General features: G+C 72.1%; 2 protein-coding genes. One reads left to right on the plus strand and one right to left on the minus strand.

Going from position 1 to position 2,727, the window contains the following annotated elements:
• Positions 1-107 precede the first annotated feature (107 nt).
• On the plus strand, positions 108-1,247 hold the full coding sequence (locus tag AB8Z75_RS33285; RefSeq protein WP_369208610.1) for a DUF5954 family protein: 1,140 nt from the start codon (positions 108-110) through the stop codon (positions 1,245-1,247).
• A gap of 12 nt (positions 1,248-1,259) precedes the next feature.
• On the opposite strand, the gene AB8Z75_RS33290 is transcribed toward AB8Z75_RS33285, so the two are convergent.
• Complete coding sequence (locus tag AB8Z75_RS33290; protein ID WP_369208612.1) at positions 1,260-2,702, minus strand: amino acid permease; 1,443 nt, start codon at positions 2,700-2,702, stop codon at positions 1,260-1,262.
• Positions 2,703-2,727 lie beyond the last annotated feature (25 nt).

Consider the following 2,727-nt stretch of genomic DNA (forward strand, 5'->3'; position numbering starts at 1 on the left):
GGGAGGAACACGGGGAGGGGCGCTCGTACACAGGTGCGATTCGGACCGGACGGAGAAGTACATCCAACTCGCCCCGCACACACGGTAGTCGTGAGCATACTGACGGCATGCATGGTGAGCGTGACAGTGGCTGCGGCAACGACAGCGGCAGGGGCAGTGACGAGGTGCCGGCCTACCGGACGATCCGCGTGGCGCCCGTCGTGGAACCCGTCGCGGCGCTGGCGGACGAGGAGGCGTGGCTGGCCCGGGAGCGCTACCCGGTCCTGATGGGGTTCCGCCCCGTCTTCGGCGCGGCACGGGAGCGGGAGGAGGGCGGCTGGCAGCTGCTGCCCTCCTTCGGGGCGCCCACGCCGCAGAGCGCGCGGGACGCGCTGGCCTCGCACTTCAGGCGTCGCGCCCGCGAGGCCCAGGAGGCAGGCCGCCAGGAGAGCCGCGCCGCCTGCCAGGCTGCCGCCGAACGCCTCGACTGGGAAGTGCTGGATGAGATGACGGTGCTGGAGGAGCGCTACCGCGTCGTACGCGCCGAGAACGTCATCCGTGCCGGGCGCGACGGGCCCGAGCCGCCGCGCCCCTCCGACCCGGACCCGGCCGAACCGGGCGCCGCGAGCGCGCTGTCCGACCGTACCGAGGGCTTCGTGCTCGACACCGTCATCCCCACCGGGCCCTCCGAGGGCATTCTCAAGGCGGAGCTTCTCGCCCTCGCCCACCGCGAGGGGGACCCGGCGCAGGTGCGGGAGGACGCGCGGAAGGCCGCCGTCACCCATCCGGGTGGCGTGCTGCTGCCGCCCGTCTTCCTGTTCGCGGAGAAGGAGGGCGGCGCCTGGCGTTCGGAGACCGGCGACGGCGGCACCCCGCAGGAGGCGCGGGATGCGCTCACCATGCTGCTGCGGGTGCTCGCTCCGGCCATGCAGGGGCTCGACGAGGCGACCCGCACCGTCTACCGGGAGGCCGCCGACCGGCTCGACGCGGAGCGCGGGAACGAGCTGAGCTTCGGCGGGCGCCACCTGCGCCTCGTCCGCGTCGAACGGTTCGTCCGGATCGGCCCCGACGGGCCCGAGGGCCCCCGTCCCTCCGACTACGACCCGGACGAGCCGGCCATGGTCCAGGACATGCGACTGCGCGCCGAGGGCACATCGGTGGAGGAGGACCCCGAGGGGGAGGACCCGGAGTTCGCGGCGCGGGTCGAGATGCTGCACCGCCTCAGCCAGGAGGAGATGGCCCGCAGAGGCCGGCGCGACGAGGGCTAGGGTCTTTCGGCCTCAGCGTGCCGCGCTCCGGATCTCGTCGTCCGGCGCCGCCTGTGCCCGGGCCAGCCGGGAGCGGCGCCGCCCGTAGCAGGAGTAGAGCAGCGCGCCGACGGCCACGAAGACCGCGAACTGGACCCAGGTGACCAGCGGCAGCCCGTACATCAGGTAGAGGCTGAAGCCCACTCCGAGCAGGGGTGCCACCGGGTAGAACGGCACCCGGAAACGGCGCTGGAGCCCGGGGTGGGAGCGGCGCAGCGCGAGGACGCAGATGTTGACGACGGCCATGATCGCCAACGTGCCGATCACCGTCATGTCCAGCACCACGTCCAGCGGTACGACGGCGGCGGGGACGGCGAAGACGACGGCGACGATCCAGGTGTTGGCCACGGGCGTCGACGTCTTGGGCGAGACCCGCTCGAACACCTTGGGCATCAGTCCGTCGCGGGACATGGACATCAGGATGCGGGTCTGCCCGTACATCACCGCGAGCACCACGGAGGCGATGGCCACCACGGCGCCCAGCGCGATGACGGTCGAGCCGAAGGTCGAGCCGGTCGCGTGGTTGACGATGAGCGAGAGCGCCGCAGGCTTGCCGCCGACCTGTTCCCAGGGCATCGCGCCGAGGGCCGCGACCGAGACCAGGCAGTAGAGCAGTGCCACGCAGCCGATGGTCACCAGGATGGCGAGCGGCAGGTTCCTGCGCGGGTTCTTGACCTCCTCACCGGCCGTGGAGATCGCGTCGAAGCCGATGAAGGAGAAGAACGCCAGCGACGCGCCGGCACCGATGCCGCCGATGCCCTCGGGGGCGAACGGCGACAGGTTGCCCGACTGGAACGCGGTGAAGGCGATCGCGCAGAACAGGACGAGGATGCCGACCTTGATCACCGCCATCGCTGCCGTCGCCCGCGCGCTCTCCCGCACGCCCCGCACCAGCAGGACGGCGGCGAGCAGCATCACGATCACCGCCGGCACGTTGACGACGCCGCCGTGCCCCGGCGCGTCCGCGAGGGCGGCCGGGATGCGCCAGCCCACGGTGTGCTCCAGCAGTTCGTTCAGATACTGCCCCCAGCCGATGGCCACCGCCGAGACCGAGACGCCGTACTCCAGCAGCAGGCACCAGCCCACCAGGAAGGCGGCGCGCTCCCCGAGCGAGGCGTAGGTGTAGGAGTAGGAGCTGCCGGAGACGGGCATGGCGCCGCCCAGCTCCGCGAAGGAGAAGGCGGTGAAGACGCAGGTCAGTGCGGCGAGGACGAAGGAGACGATGACGGCGGGTCCGGCCTCGGCCACGGTGTCGGACAGGCCGACGAAGATGCCGGTGCCGACGATCGCGCCGATGCCGAAGCACACCAGCTGGAACGGGCCGATGGTGCGCTTGAGGCCGTTCCCCTCCAGGTCGGCGCCGGATTCGGAGATCAGCTGTTCGGGGGACTTCAGGCGCAGGCCGGTGCGGGGCATGGAGCTTCCAGGGGCGGTGCGGGGG

The sequence above is a fragment of the Streptomyces sp. PU-14G genome (assembly GCF_041028275.1).
Lineage (GTDB): Bacteria > Actinomycetota > Actinomycetes > Streptomycetales > Streptomycetaceae > Streptomyces.